The sequence below is a fragment of the Methyloversatilis universalis EHg5 genome, from assembly GCF_000378945.1.
Lineage (GTDB): Bacteria > Pseudomonadota > Gammaproteobacteria > Burkholderiales > Rhodocyclaceae > Methyloversatilis > Methyloversatilis universalis_A.
Genome location: NZ_KB900539.1, coordinates 1,658,317 through 1,681,372, shown reverse-complemented (window position 1 = coordinate 1,681,372; position 23,056 = coordinate 1,658,317). Strand labels below are relative to the sequence as shown.

General features: G+C 66.0%; 23 protein-coding genes. 12 read left to right on the top strand and 11 right to left on the bottom strand.

Annotated features, from left to right (window positions below):
• Positions 1-106: 106 nt before the first annotated feature.
• From METUNV2_RS0107785 to METUNV2_RS0107765, 5 genes are all read left to right on the top strand, one after another.
• Complete coding sequence (locus tag METUNV2_RS0107785; RefSeq protein WP_026187971.1) at positions 107-631, top strand: TIGR00645 family protein; 525 nt, start codon at positions 107-109, stop codon at positions 629-631.
• A 79-nt stretch (positions 632-710) separates the two neighbouring features.
• The gene (locus METUNV2_RS0107780; protein WP_018228917.1) at positions 711-2,246 is read left to right on the top strand and encodes a fumarate hydratase; all 1,536 of its coding nucleotides are present in this window, start codon (positions 711-713) and stop codon (positions 2,244-2,246) included.
• Between the two features lie 212 nt (positions 2,247-2,458).
• Positions 2,459-3,652 carry a cation:proton antiporter gene (locus METUNV2_RS0107775; RefSeq protein WP_018228916.1) on the top strand — a complete coding sequence of 398 codons (1,194 nt, stop codon included), beginning with the start codon at positions 2,459-2,461 and terminating at the stop codon, positions 3,650-3,652.
• The gene (locus METUNV2_RS0107770) at positions 3,652-4,770 is read left to right on the top strand and encodes a YbdK family carboxylate-amine ligase (RefSeq protein ID WP_018228915.1); all 1,119 of its coding nucleotides are present in this window, start codon (positions 3,652-3,654) and stop codon (positions 4,768-4,770) included. Before METUNV2_RS0107775 ends, METUNV2_RS0107770 begins: the two co-directional genes overlap by 1 nt.
• A complete protein-coding gene (locus tag METUNV2_RS0107765) occupies positions 4,767-5,255 on the top strand; it encodes a DUF456 domain-containing protein (RefSeq protein WP_018228914.1) in 489 nt (162 codons plus the stop codon). The genes METUNV2_RS0107770 and METUNV2_RS0107765 overlap by 4 nt, the downstream gene beginning before the upstream one ends.
• 6 nt (positions 5,256-5,261) lie before the next feature.
• Here METUNV2_RS0107765 and METUNV2_RS0107760 read toward each other — a convergent pair whose 3' ends face one another.
• The 7 genes from METUNV2_RS0107760 to METUNV2_RS0107730 all read right to left on the bottom strand — a co-directional run bounded on the left by METUNV2_RS0107760 (position 5,262) and on the right by METUNV2_RS0107730 (position 9,319).
• Positions 5,262-5,933 (bottom strand): general secretion pathway protein, encoded by a 672-nt coding sequence (locus tag METUNV2_RS0107760; protein WP_232415641.1) that lies wholly within the window; start codon positions 5,931-5,933, stop codon positions 5,262-5,264.
• A 13-nt stretch (positions 5,934-5,946) separates the two neighbouring features.
• A complete protein-coding gene (locus METUNV2_RS0107755; protein ID WP_018228912.1) occupies positions 5,947-6,333 on the bottom strand; it encodes a type II secretion system protein in 387 nt (128 codons plus the stop codon).
• On the bottom strand, positions 6,333-6,818 hold the full coding sequence (locus tag METUNV2_RS0107750) for a type II secretion system protein (RefSeq protein ID WP_018228911.1): 486 nt from the start codon (positions 6,816-6,818) through the stop codon (positions 6,333-6,335). Before METUNV2_RS0107750 ends, METUNV2_RS0107755 begins: the two co-directional genes overlap by 1 nt.
• Before the next feature lie 49 nt (positions 6,819-6,867).
• Positions 6,868-7,110, bottom strand: coding sequence for a hypothetical protein (locus METUNV2_RS0107745; protein WP_026187970.1), 243 nt, complete (start codon positions 7,108-7,110; stop codon positions 6,868-6,870).
• A gap of 115 nt (positions 7,111-7,225) precedes the next feature.
• Positions 7,226-8,242, bottom strand: a complete 1,017-nt coding sequence (galE, locus tag METUNV2_RS0107740) for a UDP-glucose 4-epimerase GalE (protein ID WP_018228909.1) — start codon at positions 8,240-8,242, stop codon at positions 7,226-7,228.
• Positions 8,243-8,358: 116 nt separating this feature from the next.
• On the bottom strand, positions 8,359-8,838 hold the full coding sequence (locus METUNV2_RS0107735; RefSeq protein WP_008058883.1) for an FKBP-type peptidyl-prolyl cis-trans isomerase: 480 nt from the start codon (positions 8,836-8,838) through the stop codon (positions 8,359-8,361).
• Positions 8,759-9,319: a peroxiredoxin gene (locus tag METUNV2_RS0107730; protein ID WP_018228907.1), complete on the bottom strand. Its 561-nt coding sequence runs from the start codon at positions 9,317-9,319 to the stop codon at positions 8,759-8,761. Before METUNV2_RS0107730 ends, METUNV2_RS0107735 begins: the two co-directional genes overlap by 80 nt.
• Positions 9,320-9,727: 408 nt before the next feature.
• Here METUNV2_RS0107730 and METUNV2_RS20095 point away from each other — a divergent pair, with 408 nt between their 5' ends.
• The 6 genes from METUNV2_RS20095 to METUNV2_RS0107700 all read left to right on the top strand — a co-directional run bounded on the left by METUNV2_RS20095 (position 9,728) and on the right by METUNV2_RS0107700 (position 14,810).
• Positions 9,728-10,417: a PEP-CTERM sorting domain-containing protein gene (locus METUNV2_RS20095; protein ID WP_018228906.1), complete on the top strand. Its 690-nt coding sequence runs from the start codon at positions 9,728-9,730 to the stop codon at positions 10,415-10,417.
• Positions 10,418-10,733: 316 nt separating this feature from the next.
• A complete protein-coding gene (gene lexA / locus METUNV2_RS0107720) occupies positions 10,734-11,342 on the top strand; it encodes a transcriptional repressor LexA (RefSeq protein WP_018228905.1) in 609 nt (202 codons plus the stop codon).
• Positions 11,339-12,049: a translesion DNA synthesis-associated protein ImuA gene (gene imuA / locus METUNV2_RS0107715; protein WP_018228904.1), complete on the top strand. Its 711-nt coding sequence runs from the start codon at positions 11,339-11,341 to the stop codon at positions 12,047-12,049. Before lexA ends, imuA begins: the two co-directional genes overlap by 4 nt.
• A gap of 32 nt (positions 12,050-12,081) precedes the next feature.
• Positions 12,082-13,533 (top strand): Y-family DNA polymerase, encoded by a 1,452-nt coding sequence (locus METUNV2_RS0107710; RefSeq protein ID WP_018228903.1) that lies wholly within the window; start codon positions 12,082-12,084, stop codon positions 13,531-13,533.
• A 37-nt stretch (positions 13,534-13,570) separates the two neighbouring features.
• Positions 13,571-14,062 (top strand): MOSC domain-containing protein, encoded by a 492-nt coding sequence (locus METUNV2_RS0107705; RefSeq protein WP_018228902.1) that lies wholly within the window; start codon positions 13,571-13,573, stop codon positions 14,060-14,062.
• Positions 14,063-14,147: 85 nt separating this feature from the next.
• A complete protein-coding gene (locus METUNV2_RS0107700; RefSeq protein WP_026187969.1) occupies positions 14,148-14,810 on the top strand; it encodes a hypothetical protein in 663 nt (220 codons plus the stop codon).
• A 14-nt stretch (positions 14,811-14,824) separates the two neighbouring features.
• Here METUNV2_RS0107700 and METUNV2_RS0107695 read toward each other — a convergent pair whose 3' ends face one another.
• The gene (locus METUNV2_RS0107695; RefSeq protein ID WP_018228900.1) at positions 14,825-16,615 is read right to left on the bottom strand and encodes a GspE/PulE family protein; all 1,791 of its coding nucleotides are present in this window, start codon (positions 16,613-16,615) and stop codon (positions 14,825-14,827) included.
• A gap of 394 nt (positions 16,616-17,009) precedes the next feature.
• Between METUNV2_RS0107695 and METUNV2_RS0107690 the strand changes: the two genes are divergently transcribed.
• Positions 17,010-17,927: a crotonase/enoyl-CoA hydratase family protein gene (locus METUNV2_RS0107690; protein WP_018228899.1), complete on the top strand. Its 918-nt coding sequence runs from the start codon at positions 17,010-17,012 to the stop codon at positions 17,925-17,927.
• 81 nt (positions 17,928-18,008) lie between these two features.
• On the opposite strand, the gene METUNV2_RS0107685 is transcribed toward METUNV2_RS0107690, so the two are convergent.
• The 3 genes from METUNV2_RS0107685 to uvrB form a co-directional block, all read right to left on the bottom strand.
• Positions 18,009-18,626: a redoxin domain-containing protein gene (locus tag METUNV2_RS0107685; RefSeq protein ID WP_018228898.1), complete on the bottom strand. Its 618-nt coding sequence runs from the start codon at positions 18,624-18,626 to the stop codon at positions 18,009-18,011.
• A 37-nt stretch (positions 18,627-18,663) separates the two neighbouring features.
• Positions 18,664-20,778, bottom strand: a complete 2,115-nt coding sequence (locus tag METUNV2_RS0107680; RefSeq protein ID WP_018228897.1) for a protein-disulfide reductase DsbD family protein — start codon at positions 20,776-20,778, stop codon at positions 18,664-18,666.
• Positions 20,779-20,927: 149 nt separating this feature from the next.
• Positions 20,928-22,976 carry an excinuclease ABC subunit UvrB gene (uvrB, locus tag METUNV2_RS0107675; protein ID WP_018228896.1) on the bottom strand — a complete coding sequence of 683 codons (2,049 nt, stop codon included), beginning with the start codon at positions 22,974-22,976 and terminating at the stop codon, positions 20,928-20,930.
• Between the last annotated feature and the right edge of the window lie 80 nt (positions 22,977-23,056).

Here is a 23,056-nt window from a genome sequence, read left to right as displayed (position 1 = left end):
GATTACAGCCGCCATGCCTTACAGACCGCTTACGGCCTGCAGCGACCGGGCTGCAACAGGTGGATGGTAATATCGGCGCGGTCTTTTGTCTTATATTTGATCGCGCATGACTAATCTTGGACGTGTTCTAAAAAGCTGCATCTTCGCCAGCCGCTGGTTGCAGGCTCCGCTGTATTTCGGACTGATCGTCGCCCAGGCGGTGTACGTCTATCTGTTCATGGTCGAGCTGTCGCATCTGGTACACCGGATCGGCAATCTGACCGAGACCGACATCATGCTCATCGTGCTGGGCCTGATCGACGTGGTGATGATTGCCAACCTGCTCATCATGGTCATCGTCGGCGGCTACGAAACCTTCGTATCTCGGCTCAATCTCGAGGACCATCCGGACCAGCCGGAATGGCTTTCGCACGTCAACGCCGGCGTGCTGAAGGTGAAGCTGGCCACCGCGCTGATCGGCATTTCCGCCATCCACCTGCTGAAAACCTTCATCAATGCCGGCCAGCTCGAGGACCGCGTGGTGATGTGGCAGGTCGCCATCCACATGGTGTTCGTCGTGTCGGCGATGGCCATGGCCTACACCGACAAGCTGATGACCCAGACACTGGTGCTGAACAAGCAGCATCACTGAACCGCACGAAAGGCCGACACCCGCGGCCTTTCGTGCATGCCGCCACAAGCGGCCTTCATTCCCACCAGAGGACACTTCCATGAGCCAGCCCATCCGCCAGGACGATTTCATCCAGTCCGTCGCCGACGCGTTCCAGTTCATTTCCTGTTATCACCCGCTGGATTTCATCCAGGCGCTGGGTGCGGCCTACGAGCGCGAACAGTCGCCGGCCGCGCGTGACGCGATCGCGCAGATCCTGACCAACTCGCGCATGTGCGCCGAGGGCAAGCGCCCGATCTGTCAGGACACCGGCATCGCGGTGGTCTTCCTGAAAGTGGGCATGAACGTGCGCTGGGACGCCACCATGAGCGTGACCGACATGGTCAATGAAGGCGTGCGCCGTGCCTATCTGCACCCGGACAACACGCTGCGCGCCTCGGTGCTGCTGGACCCGGCCGGTGCCCGCAAGAACTCGAAGGACAACACGCCGGCGGTCATCCACTACGAAATCGTGCCGGGCGACCACGTCGAGGTGATCTGCGCAGCCAAGGGCGGCGGCTCGGAAAACAAGTCCAAGATGGTGATGTTGAATCCGTCCGACTCCATCGTTGACTGGGTGCTTAAGACAGTGCCGACCATGGGTGCCGGCTGGTGCCCGCCGGGCATGCTGGGCATCGGCATCGGCGGCACGCCGGAAAAGGCCATGCTGCTGGCCAAGGAATCGCTGATGGAGCCGGTGAACATCCAGGTCGTGGCCGACAAGGCCGCGCGTGGCGAAAAGCTCACCCGGGTCGAGGAACTGCGGCTGGAGCTGATGGAGAAGGTGAACGCGCTGGGCATCGGCGCACAGGGTTTGGGCGGCCTGTCCACCGTGCTCGACGTGAAGATTCTCGACTACCCGACGCATGCCGCCTCGCTGCCGGTGGCCATGATTCCGAACTGCGCGGCCACCCGCCACGTGCATTTCCACCTCGACGGCTCCGGCCCGGCGAAGCTGGAAGCGCCGCGTCTGGAAGACTGGCCGGCGGTGACCTGGCAGGCTGACACCCAGACCTCGAAGCGGGTGGACCTGAACACCCTGACCCGCGAAGAAGTGGCGTCGTGGAAGCCGGGCCAGACCCTGCTGCTGAACGGCAAGATGCTCACCGGCCGCGACGCCGCACACAAGCGCATCGCCGACATGCTGGCGAAGGGCGAAAAGCTGCCGGTCGATTTCACCAACCGCGTCATCTACTACGTCGGCCCGGTCGATCCGGTACGCGACGAAGTGGTCGGCCCGGCCGGTCCGACCACCGCCACCCGCATGGACAAGTTCACCGAAATGATGCTGGCCCAGACCGGCCTCATTTCGATGGTCGGCAAGTCCGAGCGCGGCCCGACGGCGATCGAGGCCATCCGCAAGCACAAGAGCGCCTACCTGATGGCGGTGGGCGGCGCGGCCTATCTCGTGTCGAAGGCGATCAAGGCGGCGAAGGTGGTCGGCTTCGAGGATCTGGGCATGGAAGCGATCTACGAATTCGACGTGGTCGACATGCCGGTGACGGTGGCGGTCGATGCCGGCGGCACCTCGGTGCACAACACCGGCCCGAAGGAATGGCAGGCAAAGATCGGCAAGATTCCTGTCGCCACCGCGTGATACGCTGCATTCATCTCTGACGCCGGCATTGCCCGGCATCTGCAGTCGGGCCGGCAACGGCCGGCCTGACCACCGCAGACCCGCAGCACCTTGCAACAAGAGGCCGCATCCCCAGCGGCCCATGCATATCCGAAGTCCATCCGCCGTCGTGCCGCGCAGGGCACGGCGCCTGTTTTTCCGCGCGCGCAGTAGCGCACAGAACGGAGGCGACGATGCTCTTTGAAGCAGGACGCATGTTTTCCCTGGTCGGCTGGCCGGCGGTGCTGCTGGCCGCGTGGCTGGCCGGCGAAATCGCTCACCGCGGCCTTCGCGTGCCGCGCGTGTGCGCCTATTCGCTGGCTGGCATCGTCTATGGTCACTGGGGCGGGCTGCCGCATGACGCAGACACCCGGGCCGCGTTCACCTTTCTGGCCAATTTTTCCCTCGGCCTCTTCCTGTTCGAACTGGGCCATCGCATCAATCTGCGCTGGCTGGTGACCAATCCGTGGATCACCCTGAGCGGCATCGCCGAATCCCTGCTCACCTTCGTCGTCGTGCGCGCGATCGCGGTCGCCATGGGTCAGCCGGCGGACATCGCGATGGTGATCGCCGCGCTGTCGGTCGCCACCTCGCCGGCCGCGCTGGTACGCGTGGTCAACGACCTGCGCGGCTCCGGTCAGGTGACCGAACGGGCGCTGCACCTGTGTGCGATCAACTGCCTGATTTCGGTGCTGCTGATGAAGGGGGCCATCGGTTACTGGCAGCTGCTGGCATCCGGCAGTCTGGTCAGCGCGGTATGGAACAGCGCAGCCATCCTCGCGGTATCAGTCGGTTGCGGCATGCTGGTCGGCGTGCCCCTGCCCTGGCTGCTGAGACGGCTGCGGGCGGACGAACGCGGCGTCACCATCGTGTTCGCACTGGCGGTCATGCTGGTGACCGTGCTCACCCAGGGCGTCAATGTATCGCCGCTGCTGGCTGCGCTGACGCTGGGCGTGCTGATGCGGCGCAACCGGCTGGTACTGACCGCGGCACAGCGCAACTTCGGCGTGCTGGGCGATCTGCTCACCGTGTTCCTGTTCGTCTATGTGGCCGGCATGGCGGTGTGGCCCACCAGCGCGGTCGGCCTGGCGCTCGCGGTGCTGCTGTCGCTCGGCCGGGTGGCCGCGAAAATGACCGCCACCGCCGCCTTTGCTCACGTGAGCGGCACCAGCACGCGCAAGGGCGCGCTGAGCGGGCTGGCGCTGGCACCGCTGTCCACCTTCGCGCTGCTGCTGCTGGAGTACAGCCGCGCCGCCGGCTTCGGTCTGGCCGATGGTGCGCTGGCGGCCATCGCAGGCATGGTGATCGTGATGGAATTCATCGGCCCGGTATTCGCCCAGTGGGCGCTGGTGCTGGCCGGAGAGACGCAACAGACGGAGGACGCCTGATGCCGCTGGAAACCTTTCACCCCTCCGCTGCGCTCAGCCTGGGCGTCGAGCTGGAACTGCAGCTGGTGGGCGAACACGACCGCGACCTCGCGTCGGCGGCCGACGACCTGCTCGAACTGGCGCAGCGACGCGAATTTCCGGGCGACATCAAGCCGGAAATGACCGACTGCATGATCGAGGTCGCCACCGGCATCCACACGGCCTATGCGCCCCTGCGCGCGCAACTCGTGCGCATGCGCGACGCGCTGGTGGCCGACGCCACGCGGCTCAATGTGTCGCTGTGCGGTGGCGGCACCCACCCCTTCCAGCAATGGAACGAACGGCGCATCTTCTCGGCGCCGCGCTTCCAGCAGCTGTCCGGCCTGTACGGCTATCTGGCCAAGCAGTTCACAATCTTCGGCCAGCATGTGCACGTCGGCATGCCCGACCCGGACAGCGCACTGCGCGTGCTGCACGCACTCGGTCGCTATGTACCGCATTTCATCGCGCTGTCGGCTTCGTCGCCCTTCTCCCAGGGCAGCGACACGCAGTTCGATTCGGCCCGGCTCAATTCGGTATTCGCCTTTCCGCTCAGCGGCCGCGCCCCTTTCGTGCTGGACTGGTCGCGCTTCGAGCGCGACTACTTCGTGCGCATGGAAGACACCGGCATCGTGCGCAGCATGAAGGACTTCTACTGGGACATCCGGCCCAAGCCGGAGTACGGCACCATCGAACTGCGGGTATGCGACACGCCGCTCACGGTGGATCGCGCAGCGCAGATCGCGGTCTATCTGCAGGCGCTGTGCCGGCTCATCCTGGCAGGCGAAGATCCCGAACCGATCGAGGACGACTATCTCGTGTACACCTACAACCGCTTCCAGGCCTGCCGCTTCGGCCTCGAAGGCCTGATCGTGCATCCGCGCAGCCACGCCACACACCTGCTGCGCGACGACATCCGCGACACGCTGGACCGGCTGGCGCCGCATGCCGATGCGCTCGACTGCGCCGACGCACTGGCGACCCTGCGTGAGCTCGTGTGCGGCGGCGGCAACGATGCCGCCGGGCTGCGCGAGGTACATGGCCGCACCGGCACCCTGCTCGCGGTGGTCGATCACGCAGTCGGCGCCTTTGCCCGATGAGCGGCGTCGATCTGCTGCTGTACGCTCTGGCCGGCCTGCTGGTGCTGGTCGGGCTGGCCGGCGTGGTGCTGCCCGCGCTGCCCGGCGTGCCCTTCATGTTCGGCGGCTTCCTGTTGCTGGCCTGGCTGGACGATTTCACCCGCATCGGCCCGACAACGCTGGTCGTGCTCGGAGCACTGACCGCGCTGACCATTGCGGTGGATTTCGCCGCCAGCGTGGTCGGCGCCCAGCGCGTGGGCGCCAGCACGCTGGCACTGGCGGGCGCGGCAATCGGCACCGTGCTGGGTCTGTTCGGCGGCCTGATCGGCCTGCTGTTCATGCCGCTGGTGGGTGCCGCGGTCGGCGAATTCATCGCCCGGCGCGACGCGGTTCAGGCGGCGCGGGTCGGTGTCGCCACCTGGCTGGGCATGGTGATCGGTGCGGTCGCCAAGGTGGCGATCGCCTTCATGATGCTGGGCGTGGCGCTGGCTGCCTGGCTGGTCTGACCGCGCTCAGTCCGCGCCGCGCGAGATCGGCGGCAGAGTGAGGTCGCCCGCCGGCACGCCGCCTGCGCCAGGCGTCGCCTGCGCAGGCGCAGGCGGTGCTCCGTTGGCGCCTGCATCGCCGGTCGGCGTGGTTGCCACCGGCACGAACAGCCAATCGGCATGACGGATGTCGCCAGGCAGGCTGGCACGCGGAAGCTGGGCCGGGGTCACGGTACGCACGGCAGTCTGCCCGAGGGCAGTCGGAGCCGGCCGCGGCGCCGCGCTATCGCTACGGTTGCCAGCATCGACCCAGGGCGGCAGTACCTGGATGCGCGCCACCTTTTCTGACCGGCTGTGCACCGCCCGGATCTGGCCACCCACCACCACGGTCACCCAGTCTGCCCGGCGGGTGAAGGGGTCGACGTAGAGCTTGCGCAGGTGACGCACCGGCACTGGATGGCGCTTGTCTTCAAGCAGGTCTTCAAGGCGCGACGGATAGGCCCTGGGTTCGGCCGGCGAGGCGTCGTAGTAGCGCTGCAGCGCGCGTGCGAATTCTCCGCCGATGAACAGCAGTTCGCGCTCGCGCTCGGTCTGCGACAGCGTGCTCCACATCACCGAACTGCCGGCCGCAGCGATGCCCAGTGCGGCCACCGCGAACAGCAGCAGCAGATAGGAAAAACCGCCCTGCCCCGCACGCATGCCGCTCATCCGCTCAGAAATCGGCGTAGGACACGCCGTCACGCGACTGTCCTTCGGCGCCGCTCTTCAGGTCGGCGACACCGCTTTCGGTGGCTGCATCCTTGGGCGGCACCAGTATCCATGTTTCGCTGCTGTCGGTGACCGGGTCGAACGGCGCCTTGCGCAGATACTGGCGATCCACCAGCTCCTGCAGGCTCTGCGGCCAGACACCGCGATCGCCACGGAACTTGTCGATGGCGTCACGGGTGACCGACAGTGTCTGCTTCAGCGTGGCTTCCTTCGAACGGTCCAGATGTTCGAAATAGCGCGGCGCGGCAATGGTGAGCAGCACCGCGATGATGGCCATCACGACCAGCAGTTCGATCAGCGTAAAACCACGTGCGCGTGAAAGTCGGGACATCACCAGTTCCGGTAGGGCACGCCATTCAGGCCGGTCCGGCCGGACAGCGAATACACATCGAACACGTCGGCCCCCGGCGCGGGTTCGTCCGGCGGACTGGCGTAGCTGCGCAGCCCCCAGGTCTGTTCCGGCGGCACGCTCATGTCGGTATTGAAAGGATCGCGCGGCACGCGGCGCAGGAAGTAGATTCTGGCCTCGTTCGGCTGCTTGACGTCGCGCACGCCATTGACCAGCACATCCAGACTGGGCGGATAACCGCTGGCACCGGTCTTTTTCTCTATCCTGCCCTCGTCCCAGGCCTTCCTGTAGTCATCGAGCGCAGTGCGTATCTGGCGCAACGCGGTGCGCAGCTCCGCCTCGTTGGCGCGCACGCGCGCCAGTTCCACCATGGGCATGGCCATGGTGGCGAGAATGCCGACGATGGCCACCACCACCATCAGCTCGATCAGCGTGAAACCGCGGGAAAGTCGGTAAAGGCGCGACATGCGGCGCAGGCTAACACAGCCCCGTCACCGCTCCGTGACAGGACGGCAATCAGCCGGCGTGACTGCGCCAGGCGCTCTCAACCGGGTGTTCGCGCAGCCACACATAGCGCTGCGAACGCCATTCGCGCAGTGCGTTCAGCGCCAGATCGAAATCGGCATAGGGCAGCTGGTAGAGCAGCTGAAGGTCGAAGGACGTGTCGTGCTCAAGCGCGTCGAGCAGCTGGCGGAATATCTGCGCGCTGTGTTCGGCGTTCGGCACATGGGCTTTGTCGAACATGACTTGCAGGTGCATGGACATCCTCCCGGGCAAGATCTGAACACGGCGCAGGCGCTGATGTAACACGAAGCGGCCGCCCGCATCTACCGCGGCGCACTGGAGCACTCCACCCGGCCGGACGGAAGCCGCGTCAGGCGTAGCCTTGCGGGTTGCCGCTCTGCCAGGTCCACGCATCGGCGCACATCTGCGCAAGATCGCGCGTCGCTTTCCAGCCCAGCAGCCGGTTTGCGTGCTCCGGGTCGGCATAGCACTGCGCGATGTCGCCGGGCCTGCGGTCGACGATGCGATAAGGCACGGAGCAACCGCTGGCCACTTCAAAGGCGCGCACCACATCGAGCACGCTGTAGCCGCGGCCGGTACCCAGATTCACCGTCAGCAGGCCCGGATGCTCCAAAAGGTAGTCGATGGCCTTCACATGACCTTGAGCCAGATCAAGCACATGGATGTAGTCGCGCACGCCGGTACCGTCCGGCGTCGGCCAGTCGCCACCGAACACGCGCAGTTCCTGCAGCTTGCCGACCGCCACCTGGCTCACGAAGGGCATCAGGTTGTTCGGCAGGCCGTTCGGGTCTTCGCCGATCAGACCGGACTCATGTGCGCCGACCGGATTGAAATAGCGCAGCAGCGCAATGCGCCAGGACGGATCGGCCACGACCAGATCGCGCAGCACGTGTTCGACCATCCACTTCGAGCGACCGTAGGGATTGGTCGGCCCGGTCGGAAAATCCTCCCGGATCGGCACCGTAGCCGGATCGCCGTACACGGTTGCCGACGACGAGAAGGCCAGCGCCTTCACGCCCGCCTCGGCCATCACTTCGCACAGCGCCACCGTGCCGCTGACATTGTTGTCGTAGTACTCGAGCGGCTTGGCGACGGATTCGCCGACCGCCTTCAGGCCGGCAAAATGGATCACCGCATCGATCGCATGCGCGGCGAACACCGCGCGCATCGCCGCCCGGTCACGAATGTCGGCCTGCACGAAAGCGGCCAACGGCCGGCCGGCAATGCGTTCGACCCGCACCAGCGACTCGCGCTTGCTGTTGCACAGGTTGTCGACAACGACCACTTCGTGGCCTGCCGCCATCAGTTCGATGCAGGTGTGCGAGCCGATATAGCCCGCGCCACCGGTGACCAGCACGCGCGACATGGATGCTCCGCAGGTGAATGAGGTACAGGAGTGGGGGTGCGGCAGACGCGGCCCGAAGGGCGCGATGGGTCAGCTGCCGGCTGTCATTTTCCGACAGCCGGGGCAGCGTATCAGTCTCAGTGGTGGTGGCCGTGCTCGCCGTGCACGTGACCGTGAGAAAGTTCTTCCGCGGATGCGGCACGCACCGCAGCCACCGAGCACGAGAACACCAGGGCGGTGCCGGCCAGCGGATGGTTGCCGTCGATCACGACGCGGTCTTCGGCGATGTCGGTCACCGTATACAGGCCCTCTTCCTCGCCATCCTCACTGACGCGCTCGAACTGCATGCCCACTTCGATGTTGTCCGGGAAGTTGGCACGCGACTCGATCTCGACCAGGTCTTCGTCGTATTCGCCGAATGCATCTTCCGGCTGCAGCTTCACGACCACCTCGTCACCCACCTGCTTGCCTTCCAGCGCTTCCTCGATCGGCTGGAAAATACCGCCGTAGCCGCCGTGCAGATAAGCCAGCGGCGCCTCACCCGGATCGACCATGTTGCCGTCCGGATCGGTCACGCTGTACTTGAGGGTGACGACCGAGTTCTTGCTGATGAGCATTCCTGATTCCTTTCGTATGCAGTGCGCGCACGCGCTCCAGTATTTCTCCCGCGTGCCCGCGCGGATTCACGCCATATTCGGCGTGTCGTATGACACCTTTCCGATCGATGATGAACGTCGACCGGGTCATGCAGAAACGCAGCTTTCCGTCGATGTCGCGCTCGCGCCAGACACCGTAGCGCCGGCTGACCTCGCCTTCGAGATCAGACAGCAGGCGGACGGTCAGGCCGTGCTTGTCGCGGAAATCTGCGTGGGTAAAGCATTCGTCCCGGCTCACGCCGAGCACGGAACAGTCGCAGCGCCTGAATTCCTCGTCCAGATCGCTGAATTCGATGGCCTGGGCAGTGCAGCCCGGCGTGTCGTCCTTGGCGTAGAAGTACAGCACCATCAGGTGCCGGCCCAGGGCGTCGAGCAGGTTGAACAGTTCCAGATCGGCATCCGGCAGTTCGAACAGCGGAGCGGGTTGTCCTGCACCGAGCATGAGCACCTCCCATCCCCCGGCAAACAACCGGAATCCGGCGATCCGGAGACGCCCGGATTCTATCAGCGGCGTTCACCGCACTGTAAAAAAAGCCGGCGCCGCATTGCACAAATCTGTGCGCATTGCACCAGATAGTCAGCGGACACTGACAGATGCCACCAAGGACCGAAAGATAAAATTCACTTCGGATTCAAATGTCTGAAGAAATACCTTCAGAACGGATCTGACGCAGACATATCTGGCCTGCATCTTGCATGACAGCATGTCCAGAACCAGAGGCCACCTGCCGGACATCGTCTGACCGCTTACTTGTCGTTTCAAATGAGCGACGGGCTGAAGATTGTAGGTGACTGATGTTCTTGCAAAAATCGAGGCTCCACTTTGTCACTTTTTGTGAAAGGACGGAATATGAAGAAAACCATGCTGGCTGTGGCATTTGGCGGGCTGTTTGCCGTCAGCGGTGCCCAGGCCGCCAGCGTCACCCTGAGTGGCTCGTTTTTCGATGTCACTTACGATGATGCGCTGACCGGCCTGTTCGGCACGCCTGTGCTGATCGGCAACACCCTGAGCTGGGCTCCTTCGGGCAGTCCGGGTTTCTCGGCTTCCAGCTACGGCCAAGGCATCAAGGTCACGAACTCGACCTTCGCTCTGACCGTGACTGCGAAGGACAACTACCTCATCAACGGCGCTTCGCTGCTTGAAGGTGGTGATTACTTCTTCTTCGGCGACAGCTCCGGTGTCAGCGCAACCGGTCAGCTGCGCGGCCGCAGCCTTGACACTGCAGGCGCGCCGACCAGCGTGTCGTCCATCGTCGCAGGTGCATTCACTGCAAATGCCTCCTTTGATTTCTCGACCACGGACTGGAGCGCCACTGCTCTGGTTACTCTGGACGAAGCTTCGAAGTCGGCCACCTTCACGATTCAGAACATTCTCGCGGCCTACAATCCGCCGGGTTCGTTCCCGACCGCTGCCTTCATCGAGAAGAAGAGCGTCGATCTGGCGGTTGCCGTTACGACCGTTCCGGAAGCCGACACCTATATGATGATGCTCGCAGGCCTCGGCATGCTGGGCCTGATGGCCAAGCGTCGCATGAGCTGAGCTTCACCCGCCTCACAACAAAAAAGCACCTTCGGGTGCTTTTTTGTTGTCTGCTCGACCTCTCACACCCCTCTCTGTAAATTCGTCCGACACGCCCCGACTCAGACCAAAGTCGTAGGACATCGATGGTGCGGCGCGACAAAACCCTGCAGTTTCATGAAGCTGGCGATTACTGCACGTAGGCCGTTCGGCTCATGCGGACCATGCCCTGCCCCGGCTGATGTAACAATTCTCGACAATCTGCACGCATGGCACTTGCCGCGCCCTCGATAACTGTATAAAAATACAGTCACCGATACACGCACGCCTTGGCGCCATGCCGATCGAAAACCTGACCCCCCGCCAGCAGGAAATCCTGCAACTGATCCGCGACGCCGTCAGCGAGCGCGGCAGCCCGCCAACCCGCGCTGAAATCGCCCAGGCATTTGGCTTCCGTTCGCCCAATGCTGCGGAAACCCATCTGCGGGCACTGGCACGCAAGGGTGCCATCAGTCTCGATGAAGGGCGGGCGCGCGGCATACGTCTGACCGAAGCGCCAGGCATTCCGCTGGTGGGTCGGGTCGCCGCAGGCAACCCCATACTTGCCGATGCTCATCTTCAGGGTCGCTATCAGGTCGATCCGTCGATGTTCTCGCCCCGCGCCGACTACCTGCTGCGGGTGCGCGGGCTGAGCATGCGGGACGCCGGCATCCTGGATGGCGACCTGCTCGCGGTGCACGCCACGCCGGAAGCACGCAACGGGCAGATCATCGTCGCCCGGCTGCACGATGAGGTAACGGTCAAGCGCTTCAAGCGCACCGGCAGCCAGGTCGAACTGCTGCCGGAAAATCCGGACTTCAGCCCCATCGTGGTCGATACCCGGCGCGAGTCACTGGTGATCGAAGGCGTCATGGTGGGCCTGATCCGCAACGGCGGTACGGCATGAAACACCGCAACGCCGCGCTTGCACCGGTGTTGCAGCAGCGCACCGACATCTGGGCCGCGAACGACCTGCCGGATGCCGCGCAACCGGGCATTCCGAGCGGCCACCCTGCGCTCGACGCCGAACTGCCTGGTGGTGGCTGGCCGGTGGGTGAACTGACCGAGGTGCTGAGCGATTGCCACGGTCATGGCGAAATGTCGCTGCTGCTGCCGTGGATGGCCGCCGCCAGCCGGCGCGAAGGCTGGCTGGTATGGGTCACCCCGCCGGCGCGCCCCCACCTGCCGGCGCTCGCCGCAGCCGGCCTGCACACCTCCCGCCTGCTGGTGATCGATGCCGATCGCCCGGCCGAACGTGTGTGGGCCTTGCGCCAGGCGCTGGAATCCGGGGCCTGCACCGGACTGGCAGGTTGGCTGAACAAGGCAGACACCGCGATGCTGCGCCGGCTGCAGCTGGCGGCACGTGCCACTACCCTGCCGCTGGTGCTGTTCCGGCCCCTCGATGACCGACACCTGCCGTCACCGGCAGGTCTGCGGCTGCTGCTTTCACCCGGCCCGGAACACGCACTGCGCGTGGACATCCTGAAGCGGCGTGGCCGGCCAGCCAGCGAGCCGCTGCACCTGCGTACCCGCGCCATCCATCCGCCGGCAACGCCACTGCCGCCGGTCGCAATCCGGTCGCCCCGCCGGCCGGCATTGACGCTGATCGCCTGACCGGACAACACGATGACGACTGCACGCACGACATGCTCTGGCTGGCTCTGGTCTTTCCCGAATGGCCTCTTCAGGCCCGCTTCCGCACCCGCGACGGCACGCAGGCCCTTGCGGTCTCGCAGGGGCAGCGCGTTATCGCGCTGGATGCGCATGCGCTGGCTCAAGGCGTGCGCGTCGGCCAGCGCCTGGCCGACGCACTGGCACTAGCACCGGACCTGATCATCCGCAGCCGCGCCCCGGCGGCGGAGACGGCTGCACTGAAGGATGCAGCGGGCTGCGCACTTCACTTCACCCCCCGGGTATCGCTGGATCACGATGCCCTGCTGCTGGAACTGTCCGGCAGCCTGAAACTGTTCGGTGGCCTGGACAGACTTCAGCGCACACTGCAGCGCACACTGGCTGCGGCCGGTTTCGAATCGCTCACCGCCTGTGCCCCGACGCCCCGTGCCGCGCGCTGGCTCGCCCTCGGCAAGCCAGGGCAGCGTGTGCGACACCTCGCCGGACTGCCCGACGCGCTCGCACCGCTTCCGCTGGAGGTGACCGGCACGGGTGACGCCGCCCTGCTCCCTTTGCGCGACGCCGGCCTGCGCACACTGGGTGAAGTGATGGCCCTGCCGCGCCGCGCGCTGACACTGCGCGATGCCGGCCCACTGCTCACCCTGCTCGATCAGGCGCTGGGGCGGCAGCCCGATCTGCGGATCGATCACAGCGCGCCGCACCGGCTCGACAGCCGGGTCGAACTGCCAGTGCCTCGGCAGGACAGTGACGTGCTGCTGTTCGCCGCCAGCCGGCTGTTCAATGCCGCCTGCGCCCGGCTGGCCGCCGCCCAGTCCGGCATCGGCGAGTGCGCACTCGAACTGGAACATGAAAGACAGCCGCCCACCGTACTGACCCTGCGTACCGGTCAGCCCACGCGAGACCCACGGATGCTCGCCAGTCTGACCCGCGAACATCTCGCTCGCATCGCGCTGCCAGCGCCAGTAGCCGCACTGCGACTGCAGGCGACGGACTGGCTGCTGATGCCCGGACGCAGCCGCGACCTGTTCGGCGCCCAGGCGCCCTCGCTGCCGGAAACCCGCGCCGCCGCATCACTGCTGGTCGAACGCCTGCGCGCCCGGCTCGGTCATGACGCGGTGCATGCGCTGTCCGGCAGCGCAGATCCGCGCCCCGAAAGCGCGCAGCGGCCGGTCGAGCCGGGCACGGCACGGCCCGGGCAGGCCCGGCCAAGACGGCCGCTGTGGCTGCTGACCGAACCGGAAGCGCTGGCCGAACGCGACGGCCAGCCCTGGCGTCACGGGCCGCTGCGCTGCCTGGAAGACAGCGAGCGCATCGAAGCCGGCTGGTGGGACGGGCTCGACACTCCCAGCGCGGACGAGGCGCTGCGCGATTACCGCATCGCCATCGGTCCGCGGCAGGAAGTGCTGTGGATCTACCGCGATCACCGCCCACCCCATAGGTGGTATCTACACGGGGTGTTCGGCTGAAGTAGCATCCGCACACCGGCAACCACAGAGCTTACGGATGGATACCCTGCAGTCCCTCACCGCCACCTTCGCGCACCCCGGACGGGTGGAATGGATAGGCGTGCGCCCGGTGCGCGTACAGCCGCTGCGCGCGCTCGAACGCGTACAGGCCGTCGAGGAAGTCGGCCTGGAAGGCGACCGCTACGCCAGCCCGGGCGGCAAGCGCCAGGTCACGCTGATACAGGCCGAACACCTGCAGACCGTGGCCGATCTGCTGGGCATGGGCACGCTGGACCCCGGTCTGGTTCGCCGGAACATCGTGGTCAGCGGGCTGAATCTGCTTGCGCTCAAGGGCAAGCGCTTCCGCGTCGGCGATGCACTGCTGGAATACACCGGGCCCTGCGATCCCTGCTCGCGCATGGAAAGCAATCTGGGCAAGGGCGGCTACAACGTGATGCGCGGCCACGGCGGCATCACCGCACGGGTGATTTCCGGCGGCCTGATCCGGCTCGGTGACGCGGTCAGCCCGGACGAAGCCTCCGCCGCGTGACATCCGCAGCGTCCGGCGCACAAAGCGTCTGCAGGCAGCCCTTTGCCGGGCGATAATCCGCCGCATCACAGACGGAGAACGGATGATGGACCGACGACGCATGCTCACCACCCTGCTGGCCGGCGGTGCGGCCACGCCCTTTGCCTTCGAGGCACTGGTGCGCGACGCGCTGGCACGCGACAGCCGCACCGGGCTGCGCGGTTTCCGCGGTGACGTGAGCATCAACGGCGCACCGGCCGGCTTCAATATGGAAATACGGCCGGGCGACACGATACGCACCGGCCCCGGTTCGGAAGCCATCTACGTGCTGGGGCGCGACGCCTTCCTGCAGCGCGGCGAATCGCAGGTGGTGTTCGGCAGTGGTGCAGCGGCCAGCCTGATGCGGGTCATCACCGGCAAGCTGCTGTCGGTGTTCGACAAGGGGCAGCGGCGCATCGCCACCCCGGCCGCCACGATAGGCATACGCGGTACCGGCTGCTATATCGAGGCGGCGGAAGAACGCACCTATTTCTGCCTGTGCTACGGCGAGGCGGAACTGGCCCGCAACAGCGCTCCGGACCAGCGAGAAATCATCCGCACCCAGCACCACGACAAGCCGCTGTGGCTCAGCGACAAGGCCGGTGTCGACATGATGTCGGCCGCCCGGGTGATCAATCACACCGACGCCGAGCTGACCCTGCTGGAAGGTCTGGTCGGCCGTAAGCCGCCCTTCGCCGGTGCGGGCTGGCCGCCGGGCAACGGCTACTGAGCGCGCACGCCGGCTCAGGCCGGCGGCGCCACCTTCATCACTTCCTCCAGCGTGGTGAGGCCCTGGGCAATCTTCAGCGCGCCCGACACCCGCAGCGGATACATGCCTTCGCGGTAAGCCTGATCGCGCAGCGCCGCGATGTCGGCGCTGGCACCGATCAGGTTGCGGATGTCCGGTGACATGAGCAGGATTTCGTAGATGCCGATACGGCCGGAATAGCCGGTCATGCGGCACTCCAGACAGCCGGCGGCCTGCATGAAGCGCTCGGGGCGGCTGGCTTTCCACGGCGCCACCATGTCGTCCCAGGCCTGCGGATCGCTCGTTTGCGGTTCGGCCGGCTTGCGGCAGTGCGGACACAGCGTACGCACGAGGCGCTGCGCCATCACGCCGAGTACGGTGGCGTTCAGCAGATAGCTGGGCACACCGAGGTCGAGCAGACGGGTGATGGCCGACGGCGCGTCATTGGTGTGCAGTGTGGACAGCACGAGGTGACCGGTCAGCGCCGCCTGGATCGCCATTTCCGCGGTTTCCAGATCGCGGATTTCGCCCACCATGATGATGTCCGGATCCTGCCGCATCAGCGAACGGATGCCGGCCGAGAAGGTGACGCCGATGTCCGTCGACACCTGTACCTGGTTGAACGCCGGCTCGATCATTTCGATCGGGTCCTCCAGCGTGCAGACGTTCACCTCGGGTGTGGCCAGGTTCTTCAGCGTCGAATACAGCGTGGTGGTCTTGCCCGAGCCGGTCGGGCCGGTCACCAGCACGATGCCGTTCGGCTGCGTGGTCATCTGCTTCCAGCGCCGCGCATCCTCGTCGGAAAAGCCGAGGTCGCGGAAGTCGCGTACCAGCACTTCAGGGTCGAACACGCGCATCACCAGCTTTTCACCGAAGGCGGTGGGCAGCGTGGACAGCCGCAGTTCGATTTCCTGGCCGTCCGGCGCGCGGGTCTTGATCCGGCCGTCCTGCGGGCGGCGCTTTTCCACCACATCCATGCGACCCAGTATCTTGATGCGCGAGGTCATTGCACCCAGCACCGGCATCGGAATCTGATAGACCTGATGCAGCACGCCGTCGATGCGAAAGCGCACGATGCCGAAATCACGGCGCGGCTCGATGTGGATGTCGCTCGCCCGCTGCTCGAAGGCGTACTGCCACAGCCAGTCGACGATGGTGACGATGTGCTGGTCATTGGCGTCGAGCGGGCGATTGCTGCGACCCAGTTCGACCAGCTGTTCGAAGTTCGACGCACCGGCGCCACTGACGTCACCCCGCTTGGCGGCGCCCCGCACCGACTTGGCCAGGCTGTAGAACTCGACCACATAGCGCGCGATGTCGTCCGGATTGGCGATCACGCGACGGATCGGCCGGCGCAGGATGGGCGCCAGCTCCTTCTCCCACTCGGTCATGAAGGGCTCGGCGGTGGCGATCACCACCTCGCGCGCCGACGCCTGTACCGGCAGGATGCGGAAGCGGTTGGCGTAGGCGCTGGACACCACTTCGGTCACCGCGGCGAAATCCACCTTCAGCGGATCGATGTGAAAATAGTCGTGGCCACTCCAGCCGGCCATCCACTCGGTCAGCGCATCCAGGCTGAGCGCGCGATGCGGCGGGTGCAGCGAACGCCACTTCTGCCCGGCCAGCAGCACCAGCGGATGATCGCCGCCGCGCCAGTAGCGGCGCTCATGCAGGAAATCCCGCGCCACCGTCTCACCGAGCAGGCCGTCGGCCACCATCCCGTCCACCAGTTCCTGCAGGGTGACCTTGTGTTCCCTTGCGTCCTTGCCGGACGGAAGCTGTTTCATCCGATTCTCCATGACGCGGCGCAGCACGCCTCTGCGGGCCACCGCACCCCGTTTTCCAGCCGACTATAGCCGAGCGGACACCAGACTCCCGGGTGCAATCAAATTTTCAAGCAAAACCGTTCCGCCTTGTCGTAACATGCGCTTACAGGGTCAGACTCTGTCCGGATTCGTGCACCGGACAGCAGGAAAAAAAGGCAGAAAACTGCCTCTCCAGTTCGCCTGAAAAGGCGATTGTTTTCAGCATGCTTAAAGTCGGATATGCCGACGGAGGCTGAAATGGATCAGTTGACCCCGTGCCATGGAGCAGAAGGGCGCCCTGCGCCGTCTATCTGCCGGAAGAGTTGCGACATTGCCGCCGCGCCTGCCCGCGATGAAATTCATCAGGAGGCATGCCATGCAGATCATTGATCGCAACCGAGCCCATCTGCATACCGTGCCCTTGCCGGGCATGGCGGCTCATGCCCCCCGATTGCTATCGACCCCGCTGCTGACCTCGCGCTACGAGACCGACACGCGTGCGCTCTGGATGTACGCGCACCCGACCGGCCGGCCCTGCTTCACGCCCGAGCTGCTGGCCGACGTGCTGGCCCAGCAGCAGCAGGTCGAACTGGCACCGGGCACGGTGGACTTCTTCCTGAACTGCTCAGGCGTGTCCGGCGTCTATAACCTCGGCGGCGATCTCGACCTGTTCCAGAAACTGGTCGAAGCCGGTGACGAAGACGGGCTGATGCGCTACGCCGAAGCCTGCATCCGCGCGATCAACAACAACGTCGCCGGCCTGCACGCCGACGCGGTGTCGATGGCGGTGGTCCAGGGCGACGCACTGGGCGGCGGCTTCGAAGCGGCCCTGTCCTGCCATGTGGTGATCGCCGAACGCGGCGCCAAGATGGGCTTCCCGGAAATGCTGTTCAACCTGTTTCCGGGCATGGGGGCCTACAGCCTGGTGGCGCGCAAGGCCGGTCCGCGCGTGGCCGAGGACCTGATCCTGAACGCCCGCGTGCTGCCGGCCGAAAAGATGCACGAACTCGGTCTGGTCGACCATCTGGCCGAACCCGGCCGTGGCGAATGGGTGGCGCGTGACGTGATGCGCCAGATGTCTACCCAGCTCAAGGGCTTCCGCGCTTTCCAGCGCGCCAAGATGCACGCCTATGTGCGTCTGACCTATCAGGAACTGGAAGACGTGACCCGCGAATGGGTACGCGGTGCGATGAAGCTCGATCGCAAGGATCTGCGCACGATGGAACGTCTGGTCAAGGCGCAGAACCGCATGCACGCGGCCAACCACCCCGGAACCGGCAGCGTCAGCGCCTGACCTGCACCACCCCGACGGCCGGCGCCCTGCGCCGGCCGCTTGTGTCCCGTCCGTCAGTTCGCGTCTGTCAGTTCGCGTCTGTCAGTTCGCGTATTTCACCGAACAGCCATAGGGTCGCGTCTGCGCCTTGGCCACCGGCCTGCCGGCCAGCACCGCATCGATGGCCAGCCGCGCCAGCGGTTCGGCTTTCGCAATGTCGCTCACGTCGGCCGAGGCAATGCTGTCGATACCGCCGGCGTAGGCCAGCCGCCCGTCGGGGGCGATCACGTACATGTGCGGCGTAACCTGAGCACCGTAGGCGCGGCCGACCCGTCCTTCCGGATCCAGCAGATAGTGGGTGGGCGCCGCCCCCTGTTCCTTCATCATGCTGTTGGCGGTCGGACCGTCGACATGGCCCTGCGTGCCCGGTGCCGAACTGAGCACAGTGAGCCACACCGCGCCCTTGCCGGTCGACGCCTTCTGCAGCGCCTGCATGCCGCCCTGATACCACTTCTGCACATAGGGGCAGCCGTGGTTGGTCCATTCCAGCACCACGGTGCGGCCGGCGAAGTCCGCGAGCTTCACGCTGCGGCCGTTCGAATCGACCGCCGAAAACGCCGGCGCCGGCTCGCCCACCTTCGGTGCGGCCTGGGCAAGCGCCGCGCCCAGCCCCAGCACAAGCGCCAGCAGCGCGGATCGATGTGTGATCGCTGTCGTCATGTCGGATCTCCTCGGTGATCGTTCGAACGGGTGCCGCTCACGGCTGGGGTTCGAGATGCGCAAGCACCACGCCCGGCGTCAGGATCTGCGGCAGCAGCACCGGCTGTCCGCCCGCCGGGTAAAAGACGTAGAGCGGCACGCCGTCCCGGCCGTGCGACTGCAGGAAGGCGGTGATGTCCGGGTCGGCCCGGGTCCAGTCGCCCTTCAGGTAGACGATGCCGCGCGCGGCAAATGCGGCCTGTACTTCTGCGGTCGACAGCGCCACCTTTTCATTCATCAGGCAGGTGACGCACCAGGCGGCGGTCATGTTCACGAACACCGGCTTGCCGGAGGCGCGCAGGTCGGCCAGCCGCTGCGGCGAGTAGGTGCCGTCGGCCGAGGCCGCAACGACAGGCTGCGGCGCAGGCGTGCGCCCCACCGCCAGCGCCGCGATCACCAGGGTCAGCACCGCCGCGGCCCGCCACAGGCAGGGGCGCGGCGCACCGCGCTGGGCGCTGCCAGCCAGCCATGCGGCCAGCGCCACCAGCAGCAGCGCCACCAGCGCGTGCAGCACGCCATCCGCTCCGCTCTGCTGGCTGAGCACCCACACCAGCCAGGCCGCCGCGCCATACATCGGGAAAGCCAGCGCCTGCTTAAACCGCTCCATCCAGGCGCCGGGCTTGGGCATGCGCCGGGCCAGCGCCGGGAAGAAGGCCAGCAGCAGATAGGGCAGCGCCATGCCCAGACCCAGTGCGACGAAGATGCCCACGGTCACGACGGCCGGCGCGGTCAGCGCGGCGGCGATCGCTCCGCCCATGAAGGGCGCGGTGCACGGCGTGGCCACCACCACCGCCAGCACGCCGGTGAAGAAGCTGCCGGCCAGTCCGCCCCGCTCCGCCAGGCCACTGCCCGCCGACGCCAGACGCCCGCCCACGTCGAACACGCCGGACAGGTTCAGGCCGATGGCGAACAGCAGCGTGGCCATGGCCGCGACGAACACCGGCGACTGGAACTGGAAACCCCAGCCGGCCTGGCTTCCAGCCGCTCGCAGCGCGAGCAGCAGGCCAGCCAGCGCGACGAAACTGAGCACCACGCCGGCGCAGTAGGCCAGCGACAGCTGCCTGACCCGGGCGGATTCACTGCCACCGGCACGGGCGAAGGACAGCGCCTTGATCGCCAGCACCGGGAATACGCAGGGCATCAGGTTAAGCAGCAGGCCGCCGGCAAAGGCGAACAGCAACGGCCACAGCCCCCCGGTTTCGTCGGCGGCCGGTGACTGCGCCGATTGCGCAGGCGCCCCGGGCGGCGGCGGCTCATCACCTGCGGCCAGCGTCACCACCGGCGGGCGCGTCACAGGCTGATCGGCAGTGCTCAGCCACAGCGCCCGTTCCACACCGTCGGCACCGGTGGCGCGCAGCACGCCTTCCAGCGGCCTGGCGGCATCGAATTCGGCGCCGGGCACCAGCGCGATGCGGGCGACATCGCCCTCAACTGTCAGGGTCTGCGCGGCGCCATGTTCGATCCGGCCCCAGTCAGCCGGGAAGAAATCGGCCGATCTGAGTGCGCCGGCGCCAGCGCCGCGCAGCGTGAGCTGGCCGGTGGCATCGACCGACACCTGCCAGTCTGTGCGCACCGGCGCGGCCGCCCGCGCAGCCTCGAACAGCGGCGCGTCGGCGCCGGGCACGGCCGCCCCAGCTGGCAGTTCGAGCCGGAACACGCCTTCGTCCGGAATGCAGATGTCCTTGCACACCAGCCAGCTGGCCTTCACCGACAGCACGGTGGTGGCGGACAGCGACGCCGGCAGCGTCAGCGCAAAAGGCAGCAGCACATCGCCCTGATGGACGAAGGTGGTGATCGGCCCGTCGACATGGCGTTCCGGCGCCGGCCAGCGCAGGTCGCCCACCGTGCTGCCAGCCGGCGCGAACACCTCGATGCGCGGCGCCTGACCGGCGTCGCCCGGATTCATCCAGTAGATGTGCCAGCCGGGCTGGAAGCGGAAATGCAGGCCCAGCTCGACCGTCTGTCCGGGCGCCAGCGCATCGCTGGCCGAAAGCAGCGACACGGTGGCGCGCGGGGTGGTGGACGGCGCGCTCTCGGCGGCTGGCGCCAGAGACGGCAGCAGGCTCAGCAGGGTGACCAGCAGCGGACGGAAGAATGCAGTGATAGGAGGCATGTTCGCAGGGAGTGTGGCGGGCGCGGCAAGTTCCGCCTAGCAGCGGGGTGATTGCGGAATACAGGACTCAGCGGAATGAAGGATTCAGCACCGGCCCGAGCCGGCGGGCGCCGGAGCACCCTGCCGACTCATGCCGTGCCGCCGCATGGTCAGTGCGCCGCCGCGCCGAAGGCGCCGCTGCGCAGCTTGAACAGCCGGTCGCGGGCGTCGGCCGCCTTCTCGAATTCCAGGTTTTTTGCGTGCTCGACCATTTCCTTCTCGAGCTTCTTGATTTCCCTGGCCAGATCCTTCTCGCTCATGGCCTCGAAGCGCGCGTGCTCCTCGGCCACCTTCAGTTCGCGGGCAACCTCTTCCTGATCGTAAACACCATCGATGATGTCCTTGATGCGCTTGACCACGCCCTTGGGCGTGATGCCGTGCTCCGCGTTGTGCGCGATCTGCTTGGCCCGGCGGCGCTCGGTTTCGGCGATGGCGCGCTTCATCGACTCGGTCATGTTGTCGGCGTACAGGATGGCGGTGCCATTCAGGTGACGCGCCGCACGGCCTATGGTCTGGATCAGGCTGCGCTCGGAGCGCAGGAAGCCTTCCTTGTCGGCATCGAGAATGGCGACCAGCGACACTTCGGGAATGTCCAGACCTTCGCGCAGCAGGTTGATGCCCACCAGCACATCGAATTCGCCCAGCCGCAGGTCGCGGATGATTTCCACCCGTTCGACCGTGTCGATGTCCGAGTGCAGATAGCGCACCCGCACGCCGTTCTCGCTGAAGTAGTCGGTCAGGTCCTCGGCCAGCCGCTTGGTGAGCACGGTCACCAGCACCCGTTCGCCGGCCTCGACCCGCTTGCGGATTTCGCCCAGCAGGTCGTCCACCTGGGTCGAGGCGGGGCGGATGTCGACCACCGGGTCGACCAGGCCGGTCGGCCGCACCACCTGTTCCACCACCTGGCCCTGATTGGCCGCCTCGTAGGCGGCCGGCGTGGCCGACACGAATACGGTCTGCGGCATCAGCTTCTCGAATTCGTCGAACTTGAGCGGCCGGTTGTCCAGCGCCGACGGCAGCCGGAAGCCGAAATCGACCAGATTGCTCTTGCGCGCCATGTCGCCCTTGAACATGCCGCCGATCTGCGGAATGGTCACGTGCGATTCGTCGATGAACATCAGCGCGTCCGGCGGCAGGTAATCAATCAGCGTCGGCGGCGCTTCGCCCGGCTGACGGCCGGACATGTGGCGCGAATAGTTCTCGATGCCCTTGCAGAAGCCCAGTTCGTTCAGCATTTCGAGGTCGAAACGGGTGCGCTGCTCGATGCGCTGCGCCTCGACCAGCTTGTGCTGGCTGACGAATTCCTTCGAGCGCAGTTCCAGTTCAACCTTGATCGCGTCAATCGCGCGCAGCACGGTGGCGCGCGGCGTCACATAGTGGCTGGACGGATAGACGGTGAAGCGGCCGATGCGGCTGCGCACCTGACCGGTCAGCGGATCGAACAGCGACAGTTCCTCGATCTGGTCGTCGAACAGCGACACGCGCAGCGCGTTCTCCGCGTGTTCGGCCGGGAAGATGTCGATCACGTCGCCGCGCACCCGGAAGGTGCCGCGCTTGAAGTCGGTGTCGTTGCGCTGGTACTGCATCTGCACCAGCCGGGCGATGATGTCGCGCTGGTGCAGCGTGCCGCCTTCGCGCAGATGCAGGATCATCGCGTGGTAATCGACTGGGTCGCCGATGCCATAGATCGACGACACGCTGGCGACGATGATCACGTCGCGCCGCTCCATCAGGCTCTTGGTGGCCGACAGCCGCATCTGTTCGATGTGCTCGTTGATGGCGCTGTCCTTCTCGATGAACAGGTCCTTCGACGGCACATAGGCTTCCGGCTGGTAGTAGTCGTAGTAGCTCACGAAGTACTCGATCGCGTTCTCCGGAAAGAATTCGCGGAATTCCGAGTACAGCTGGGCGGCCAGCGTCTTGTTCGGCGCCATCACGATGGCCGGGCGCCCGGTGCGGGCGATCACGTTGGCCATGGTGTAGGTCTTGCCGGAACCGGTCACGCCGAGCAGGGTCTGGAACATGAGCCCGTCGTCGATGCCCTCGACCAGTTTGTCGATGGCGCCCGGCTGGTCGCCGGCCGGCGGGAAGGGCTGGTGCAGCCGGTAAGGACTGTTGTCAAAGGTTAACAGGGCGGGTGTGGCGACAGTTTCCGACATGGTAGAATTTTGCGTTGCACAAATCTGAATCACACTGCTTTTGCAGCCTGATGACCGCGAGACTTCGACGGCGTTCGGGC

Coding starts and splice junctions, on each gene's coding strand:
- METUNV2_RS0107785 (WP_026187971.1), top strand. CDS start 107: ATGACTAATCTTGGACGTGTTCTAAAAAGCTGCATCTTCGCCAGCCGC.
- METUNV2_RS0107780 (WP_018228917.1), top strand. CDS start 711: ATGAGCCAGCCCATCCGCCAGGACGATTTCATCCAGTCCGTCGCCGAC.
- METUNV2_RS0107775 (WP_018228916.1), top strand. CDS start 2,459: ATGCTCTTTGAAGCAGGACGCATGTTTTCCCTGGTCGGCTGGCCGGCG.
- METUNV2_RS0107770 (WP_018228915.1), top strand. CDS start 3,652: ATGCCGCTGGAAACCTTTCACCCCTCCGCTGCGCTCAGCCTGGGCGTC.
- METUNV2_RS0107765 (WP_018228914.1), top strand. CDS start 4,767: ATGAGCGGCGTCGATCTGCTGCTGTACGCTCTGGCCGGCCTGCTGGTG.
- METUNV2_RS0107760 (WP_232415641.1), bottom strand. CDS start 5,933: ATGCGTGCGGGGCAGGGCGGTTTTTCCTATCTGCTGCTGCTGTTCGCG.
- METUNV2_RS0107755 (WP_018228912.1), bottom strand. CDS start 6,333: ATGTCCCGACTTTCACGCGCACGTGGTTTTACGCTGATCGAACTGCTG.
- METUNV2_RS0107750 (WP_018228911.1), bottom strand. CDS start 6,818: ATGTCGCGCCTTTACCGACTTTCCCGCGGTTTCACGCTGATCGAGCTG.
- METUNV2_RS0107745 (WP_026187970.1), bottom strand. CDS start 7,110: ATGCACCTGCAAGTCATGTTCGACAAAGCCCATGTGCCGAACGCCGAA.
- galE (WP_018228909.1), bottom strand. CDS start 8,242: ATGTCGCGCGTGCTGGTCACCGGTGGCGCGGGCTATATCGGCTCGCAC.
- METUNV2_RS0107735 (WP_008058883.1), bottom strand. CDS start 8,838: ATGCTCATCAGCAAGAACTCGGTCGTCACCCTCAAGTACAGCGTGACC.
- METUNV2_RS0107730 (WP_018228907.1), bottom strand. CDS start 9,319: ATGCTCGGTGCAGGACAACCCGCTCCGCTGTTCGAACTGCCGGATGCC.
- METUNV2_RS20095 (WP_018228906.1), top strand. CDS start 9,728: ATGAAGAAAACCATGCTGGCTGTGGCATTTGGCGGGCTGTTTGCCGTC.
- lexA (WP_018228905.1), top strand. CDS start 10,734: ATGCCGATCGAAAACCTGACCCCCCGCCAGCAGGAAATCCTGCAACTG.
- imuA (WP_018228904.1), top strand. CDS start 11,339: ATGAAACACCGCAACGCCGCGCTTGCACCGGTGTTGCAGCAGCGCACC.
- METUNV2_RS0107710 (WP_018228903.1), top strand. CDS start 12,082: ATGCTCTGGCTGGCTCTGGTCTTTCCCGAATGGCCTCTTCAGGCCCGC.
- METUNV2_RS0107705 (WP_018228902.1), top strand. CDS start 13,571: ATGGATACCCTGCAGTCCCTCACCGCCACCTTCGCGCACCCCGGACGG.
- METUNV2_RS0107700 (WP_026187969.1), top strand. CDS start 14,148: ATGGACCGACGACGCATGCTCACCACCCTGCTGGCCGGCGGTGCGGCC.
- METUNV2_RS0107695 (WP_018228900.1), bottom strand. CDS start 16,615: ATGAAACAGCTTCCGTCCGGCAAGGACGCAAGGGAACACAAGGTCACC.
- METUNV2_RS0107690 (WP_018228899.1), top strand. CDS start 17,010: ATGCAGATCATTGATCGCAACCGAGCCCATCTGCATACCGTGCCCTTG.
- METUNV2_RS0107685 (WP_018228898.1), bottom strand. CDS start 18,626: ATGACGACAGCGATCACACATCGATCCGCGCTGCTGGCGCTTGTGCTG.
- METUNV2_RS0107680 (WP_018228897.1), bottom strand. CDS start 20,778: ATGCCTCCTATCACTGCATTCTTCCGTCCGCTGCTGGTCACCCTGCTG.
- uvrB (WP_018228896.1), bottom strand. CDS start 22,976: ATGTCGGAAACTGTCGCCACACCCGCCCTGTTAACCTTTGACAACAGT.